Origin of the sequence: Pantoea brenneri (assembly GCF_038594305.1) — a bacterium.
GTDB lineage: Bacteria > Pseudomonadota > Gammaproteobacteria > Enterobacterales > Enterobacteriaceae > Pantoea > Pantoea brenneri.
Genome location: NZ_JBCGBG010000001.1, coordinates 2,275,997 through 2,282,123, shown reverse-complemented (window position 1 = coordinate 2,282,123; position 6,127 = coordinate 2,275,997). Strand labels below are relative to the sequence as shown.

Annotated in this window: 6 protein-coding genes, 1 tRNA gene and 2 rRNA genes; 5 read left to right on the top strand and 4 right to left on the bottom strand. The window is 52.7% G+C overall.

What is annotated here, in order from left to right; genetic code table 11:
- From AABB92_RS10865 to AABB92_RS10855, 3 genes are all read left to right on the top strand, one after another.
- Positions 1 to 85 (top strand): 23S ribosomal RNA (locus AABB92_RS10865); the annotation flags it as partial.
- 99 nt (positions 86 to 184) lie between these two features.
- A 5S ribosomal RNA gene (gene rrf, locus AABB92_RS10860) occupies positions 185 to 300 on the top strand.
- A gap of 87 nt (positions 301 to 387) precedes the next feature.
- A tRNA-Asp gene (locus AABB92_RS10855) sits at positions 388 to 464 on the top strand.
- A 117-nt stretch (positions 465 to 581) separates the two neighbouring features.
- Here the strand turns inward: AABB92_RS10855 and yafC are convergent.
- On the bottom strand, positions 582 to 1,511 hold the full coding sequence (gene yafC, locus AABB92_RS10850; RefSeq protein WP_031377450.1) for a DNA-binding transcriptional regulator YafC: 930 nt from the start codon (positions 1,509 to 1,511) through the stop codon (positions 582 to 584).
- A 266-nt stretch (positions 1,512 to 1,777) separates the two neighbouring features.
- Here yafC and AABB92_RS10845 point away from each other — a divergent pair, with 266 nt between their 5' ends.
- On the top strand, positions 1,778 to 2,569 hold the full coding sequence (locus AABB92_RS10845) for an endonuclease/exonuclease/phosphatase family protein (RefSeq protein ID WP_031377451.1): 792 nt from the start codon (positions 1,778 to 1,780) through the stop codon (positions 2,567 to 2,569).
- A gap of 100 nt (positions 2,570 to 2,669) precedes the next feature.
- Here AABB92_RS10845 and mltD read toward each other — a convergent pair whose 3' ends face one another.
- On the bottom strand, positions 2,670 to 4,046 hold the full coding sequence (mltD, locus tag AABB92_RS10840; RefSeq protein WP_031377452.1) for a murein transglycosylase D: 1,377 nt from the start codon (positions 4,044 to 4,046) through the stop codon (positions 2,670 to 2,672).
- Between the two features lie 71 nt (positions 4,047 to 4,117).
- Positions 4,118 to 4,873, bottom strand: a complete 756-nt coding sequence (gene gloB, locus AABB92_RS10835; protein ID WP_031377453.1) for a hydroxyacylglutathione hydrolase — start codon at positions 4,871 to 4,873, stop codon at positions 4,118 to 4,120.
- A gap of 42 nt (positions 4,874 to 4,915) precedes the next feature.
- Between gloB and AABB92_RS10830 the strand changes: the two genes are divergently transcribed.
- Positions 4,916 to 5,653, top strand: a complete 738-nt coding sequence (locus tag AABB92_RS10830; RefSeq protein ID WP_031377454.1) for a class I SAM-dependent methyltransferase — start codon at positions 4,916 to 4,918, stop codon at positions 5,651 to 5,653.
- Here the strand turns inward: AABB92_RS10830 and rnhA are convergent.
- A complete protein-coding gene (gene rnhA, locus AABB92_RS10825; RefSeq protein WP_031377455.1) occupies positions 5,635 to 6,102 on the bottom strand; it encodes a ribonuclease HI in 468 nt (155 codons plus the stop codon). The two genes, AABB92_RS10830 and rnhA, sit on opposite strands and share 19 nt — an antisense overlap.
- Positions 6,103 to 6,127 lie beyond the last annotated feature (25 nt).

Sequence of the window (6,127 nt, the reverse complement as noted above, 5' to 3'; positions counted from 1 at the left end):
AAGACGACGACGTTGATAGGCCGGATGTGTAAGCGCAGCGATGCGTTGAGCTAACCGGTACTAATGACCCGTGAGGCTTAACCTTACAACGCCAGAGGCGTTTTGAGAGACGAAAGATTTTCAGCCTTGTTCATAACGGATTGAGCCGTGCGGCCCCTGGAGGCGGCGCGGACAACAGAATTTGCCTGGCGGCTGTAGCGCGGTGGTCCCACCTGACCCCATGCCGAACTCAGAAGTGAAACGCCGTAGCGCCGATGGTAGTGTGGGGTCTCCCCATGCGAGAGTAGGGAACTGCCAGGCATCAAATTCGTTCCTTTTCCCCTGACAAGGAAAATAACAGGAACAGACGGGTATCAGCCGGTTGCTGATAGCTGTGAAAGAATCGGTGGAGCGGTAGTTCAGTTGGTTAGAATACCTGCCTGTCACGCAGGGGGTCGCGGGTTCGAGCCCCGTCCGTTCCGCCACTTAATGAGTAAGCCCTGACTTAACGGTCAGGGCTTTTTCTATTGCATCGAATAAAAGCCGGCGTGTTGCCACAGCAGCGCGGCGGTAAACCGCCAGCGCGCACAGAGCGGGATCTGTTAAGGTAACTCTGTCGCCGAACGATCCTCGATCTGCCAGGGTTGATCGGCAGTCCACTCACTTAGAAAATCGATAAAGGCACGTACCCGCTGGCTCAGGCCAATATCACTGTAATAGACTGCGTTAAAGGGCATCTCAACCGGCAAACGCTGTTCCGCCAGCACCTCTACCAGTTTCCCCTCGGCAATTTCACGATCGATCATATAGTCAGACAGGCAGGCAATACCGTTACCGGTCAGGCTCAGTTGTTTGATGGTTTCGCCGCTATTAGACGAAATTTCCCAGGTAATGTCATAAAGCTCACCATTCTCCTGGGCGACCGGCCAGCGGTTAAGACGTGACGGATCGACGAAGCCGAGACACTGATGCTGCGCCAGATCCGCCACCGTTTTCGGCGTCCCGTACTCTGCCAGATAGGCTGGCGACGCAACCAGCTTGCGGAAACTGTTAAACAATAGCCGTGCGCGCAACGTCGAGTCTGTCAGGTTGCCTGCACGTATCGCTACGTCGACTTTACGCTCAATAAGATTGATAAAACTCTCCGACGAGATCAAAGAGAGCGTGATTTCAGGATAACGATCCCGGAACGGTTTGATCATCGGCATCAGTAAATGCAGGATCACCGGCGTGGCGGCATCAACCCGTAGCAACCCCTTCGGGGCCTGCAGGCTTTCGATCAACTCGCTTTCAGCGGTCGTCATCTCCTGCAGGAAGCGTTGTACGTGGCGGAAATAGCGCTCGCCCTCCTGGGTTAGCGCCAGCTGACGGGTGGTGCGGGTCAGCAGCGCGACGCCCAGCTTGCCCTCCAGCTTTTTAATCGTCCGGCTGACGGCAGAGTTCGCCATCCGCATCTGTTCAGCAGCGCGACTGAAGCTTCCACTTTCTACTACACTGACAAACACTTTGAGCTCGTCGGAAGACGCCTTCATTACTCCTCTCCGTATTGTGACCTTACCCGGAATGCGGTACCCGGCTGATATACTGTGCCAGGGGCAATTTTTATCATCATTATAGGGGAGATCAGCCTCTGGCTGATCTATGCGATGCCTGTTTCAGCAGAGCAGATAAAGCAGCAGATTTATCGCTGAAAAGTGGGCTGGATTCCGACATTGATCTGCATCCATTGAAACCCCGGACTAAAATCCCTATAACAGATCAGTGTTATCTGTTTTTGAACCATCAGTCAGGCGGGAAAGTGCGCAAAAAAACTTATGCAATGCGATATGTTGCGGGACAACCAGCGGAACAGATTTTTCCGCCGGGCGCGATGCTACATCTCGGTCAGGGACTGCCGCCCGGCGTGCCATTGCCCGCTCATCCTAACCTGAAAGTTCTGGTATGGAATATTTTTAAGCAGCAACGTGCCGACTGGATGTCAGTGCTGGAAGGTTTCGGTAAAGATGCGCACCTGGTGCTGTTGCAGGAGGCGCAGACCACACCGGAGCTGGTTGAGTTCGCCACCAGTAATTATCTGGCCGCCGATCAGGTGCCTGCCTTTGTGCTGCCTCAGCATCCCTCAGGCGTGATGACGCTGGCTTCGGCTCACCCAGTATATTGTTGTCCGTTGCGCGAGCGTGAGCCGCTTCTCAGGCTGGCAAAATCGGCTCTGGTTACCGCCTACCCGTTACCGACCGGCGAGATGCTGATGGTAGTCAACATCCATGCGGTGAACTTCAGTTTAGGCATAGACGTTTACAGCAAGCAGCTGGGACCGATTGGCGAACAGATCATGCACCATCGCGGACCAGTGATCATGGCGGGGGATTTTAATGCCTGGAGCCGCCAGCGTATTAATGCGCTCTATCGCTTTGCACAGCGGATGAAACTGGAGGAGGTGATGTTTACCGCCGATCATCGCCGCAAAGCGTTTGGCCGCCCGCTGGACTTCGTCTTTTATCGCGATCTGGCTGTCAGTGAAGCCTCGGTACTGGTCACACGCGCGTCTGACCATAATCCGTTACTGGTGGAGTTTAATCCAGGAGGTTAATGGGTATGAGTGGACGTTAAACCGGCTGGCGGTAAAAGGGCAGGGCGAAGGCGGGAGAGATCAAAGAAAAAGGCTGACAATTGTCAGCCTTTTCAACGTATCAGGTATCAGGATTCGCGTTATTATTCACGAACAGCGTTAAATTATCGCCGGGCTGAATATCTTTCGCATTGTCCAGTACACTGTTCCAGCGCATCACGTCTTTAATATTGACGCCGTGATGCCGTGCAATACTGGCAAGAGAATCACCCTTGCGAACACGATAGGTGATGCTGTTGCCGTTATCAGCCAGTCGGGTGCCGTTCGAACCGATAGTCAATGTCTGACCCGGTCTGATATCCGCACCACGCAGGTTGTTTTCCTGCTTCAGTGTACTCACGCTAACGCCAAGTTTAGAGGCAATCCCTGACAGGGTATCACCCCGTCGCACTTTGTAACCGCCATTGGCGCTGGCTTTCGCGAGCTGGGTCGGTTGCACCGCTGCGATATCACCGGAAGCCAGTGAGTTACGCAACTTAGCGACGTTGGACTTCGGCACCATAATGTAGTGCGGTCCGTTTGGCGCTGTCGCACCGCCTTTGTAGCCGGTATTGAAGCTCTTCAACTTAGTGAGCGACATACCCGCCATTTCTGCGGCCTGCGTCAGTTTTATCTGCTGACCCACTTCCACGCGTGCCAGAGCACGGCTTTCGTTAGGCGTCGGCAGTTTGATACCGTAACGCTTGTTATTTTTGAGCAGTTCACTCAGGGCTAACATTTTCGGCACATACACCGTGGTTTCGCGTGGCAGCGATAAGTGCCAGAAGTCAGTCGGCTTACCGCGCGCCTTATTCTGCTTAATCGCTTTGAGCACCCGTCCTTCACCACTGTTATAGGCGGCAATGGTCAGTAACCAGTCACCGTCGAACATGGTGTTGAGACGCTGCATCATATCCAGCGCAACTTTGGTGGATGCAACGACATCACGTCGCCCATCGTAATATTGGTTCTGTTTCAAACCATAGTTACGACCCGTTGCCGCAACAATCTGCCAGATACCAGCGGCATTGGCAGATGAGGTTGCGCGGGGGTCAAAAGCGCTCTCCACTATGGGTAGCAGTACCAGTTCCATCGGCATTTTACGTTTCTGTATCTGCTCGACTATCCAGTACATGTACGGCTCTGCCCGTAATGTTACATCGTGGAGATAGCTCTTATTTTTTAAAAATTTACTTTTTTGTTCGCGGATTCGCGGGTTTTCCGGAATCCCCATCTTCAACTCGTCACTAATGAAACTCCAGAGATCTGCGTCTGCTGCGAGGCCAGTTCCATCTTCCTGCCAACGCGGCGACAAAAACTCGTCTCCGTACTTTCCATTTTCACCTTGACCAGCTGAAGACAGACTCTGGGCATGCTGTTCGGGGATATTGGCGTCATTCCTTGATGCCTGACATCCCACCAGCAAGACCGAGGCGAGTAATATCGCTTTAGCCTTCATGTGTGTGTCAATAGTTCGCTTAAAAGACGAGCAACTATACGTGACGCGTTTTCACAACACAACCCGAAAAATCAAAAAGCGTCTTTCTTCTCGCGTAGAACGGCAAATGTTTGCCATACCGGTCCTGTAGCTGAATTAACACTTAAAGCCCTTTGCAAATCAGCATCTTGGGTACGGAGAAATAAATTTATTGTCCGTTCGTGCGCCAGTTTTGTTGGCAAACTAATGCCATTTTCGGCACGTAAGTCCTTAATTTTCTGATATTCGGCCGTTATTTGCGGGTCATGAGGCAGAATAGCCGCAGCAAACTTCAAATTGGATAAAGTATACTCATGCGCGCAACAGACCAGTGTTTCGCCGGGTAGCTGATTAAGCTTTTGAAAGGAATCATACATTTGTTCCGCAGTCCCCTCAAAAAGGCGTCCGCAACCGCCTGAAAAAAGCGTATCGCCACAAAAAAGATAAGGCGAACTGTAATATGAGATATGTCCTAAAGTGTGTCCGGGTGTCGCGATCACCTCGAAGGTCAAACCCATCACCTCGACCCGATCACCTTCATGTACCAGGGTCTTCGCCCCTTTACTGGCGGTTTCATGTGGACCGAAAACCTCAAGCTGCGGGAACTGCTCGCACAGTGTTTTTACCCCACCGGTGTGATCGTTATGGTGATGGGTTAGCAGGATAGCGACCGGTTGCCAGCCGTTGGCTGCCACTTTTTCTAATACCGGTTGCGCTTCACCCGGATCGACAATCAGGCATTTCCCTTCATCATCTGTCAGTGTCCAGATGTAGTTATCCTGCAACGCAGGAATACTGGTAAGATTCATCATCACCTCTCGCAGGCCGTAGGAAAAGGAAGATGGTAAAGCATGAAGCCCGCTAAAACACGCCAGATTCTGAATGCGCCGCTCTCATGGCGCGATATGCCATGGGGAGACTATTTTCGTGACGCGCTGACGCAGCAGCTGCAGCCTTACCTTGGAAAGCTTTATGGCTTTCATATGCTTAAGCTTGGCAACCTGAGCGCAGAAATCAACACTGAAAACTGTGCTATTTCACATCAGGTCAATGTCGGCAGTGAAGGCGAGCTGTTACAGGTACTGGCAAATCCGATGCAGCTGCCGTTTGAATCGAAATCGATTGATGCCTGTTTACTGGCGCATACCCTGGCGTGGAGCCAGGACCCGCATCGGGTATTACGCGAAGTCGATCGGGTCTTAATTGACGATGGCTGGATGATCATCAGTGGCTTTAATCCTTTCAGCCTGCTCGGCGTCAGTAAAATCGTGCCGGGTTTACCGCGTAAGGCACCGTGGAGCGGCAGGATGTTCAGCCAGATGCGATTACTCGACTGGCTGGGGCTGCTCAATTATGAAGTGGTCTTTCGTACCCGCTTTCAGGTGCTGCCGTGGCATCGGCAGGGTGGGAAAGTGATCAGCGCCCACCTGCCGGCGCTGGGCTGTCTGAATATTGTGGTGGCGCGCAAGCGGACCTTCCCGCTGATTCCGACCCGGGCGAAGAAAAGCCTGAGCACCAGTAAGATTCGTCAGACGGTCAACGCCACGCGCCAGTTCCGGCAGAAAGAGGATCAGGATTCAGTTTTATAACCGATGTCATCAAAGGCGGGATTCTCAGCAGCGCTGCGCGCCAGTTCATCACAGCGCTCATTTTCCGGATGTCCGGCGTGGCCTTTTACCCATTCCCACTGAATCTGGTGGGTACTGAGCGCAAGATCGAGACGCTGCCAGAGATCGACATTCTTCACCGGTTTTTTATCGGCCGTTTTCCAGCCGCGTTTCTTCCAGTTGTGGATCCAACTGGTAATCCCCTGACGGACATACTGACTGTCGGTGCTGAGCACCACATCGCACGGCTGTTTCAGCGCTTCAAGCGAGACAATCGCCGCCATCAGCTCCATCCGGTTATTGGTAGTGAGGTGATAGCCGGCGCTGAAGGTTTTCTCATGCTGGCCGTAACGTAAAATGGCGCCGTAACCGCCGGGGCCGGGATTTCCAAGACAGGATCCATCGGTGAATATTTCTACCTGTTTGCGCATCTCTGGTAGACTTCCTCTCAAAAAC

What these genes read in the sequence shown, in the direction of transcription:
- yafC (WP_031377450.1), bottom strand. Translation starts at nt 1,511, where the DNA reads ATGAAGGCGTCTTCCGACGAGCTCAAAGTGTTTGTCAGTGTAGTAGAA.
- mltD (WP_031377452.1), bottom strand. Translation starts at nt 4,046, where the DNA reads ATGAAGGCTAAAGCGATATTACTCGCCTCGGTCTTGCTGGTGGGATGT.
- rnhA (WP_031377455.1), bottom strand. Translation starts at nt 6,102, where the DNA reads ATGCGCAAACAGGTAGAAATATTCACCGATGGATCCTGTCTTGGAAAT.
- AABB92_RS10830 (WP_031377454.1), top strand. Translation starts at nt 4,916, where the DNA reads ATGAAGCCCGCTAAAACACGCCAGATTCTGAATGCGCCGCTCTCATGG.
- gloB (WP_031377453.1), bottom strand. Translation starts at nt 4,873, where the DNA reads ATGAATCTTACCAGTATTCCTGCGTTGCAGGATAACTACATCTGGACA.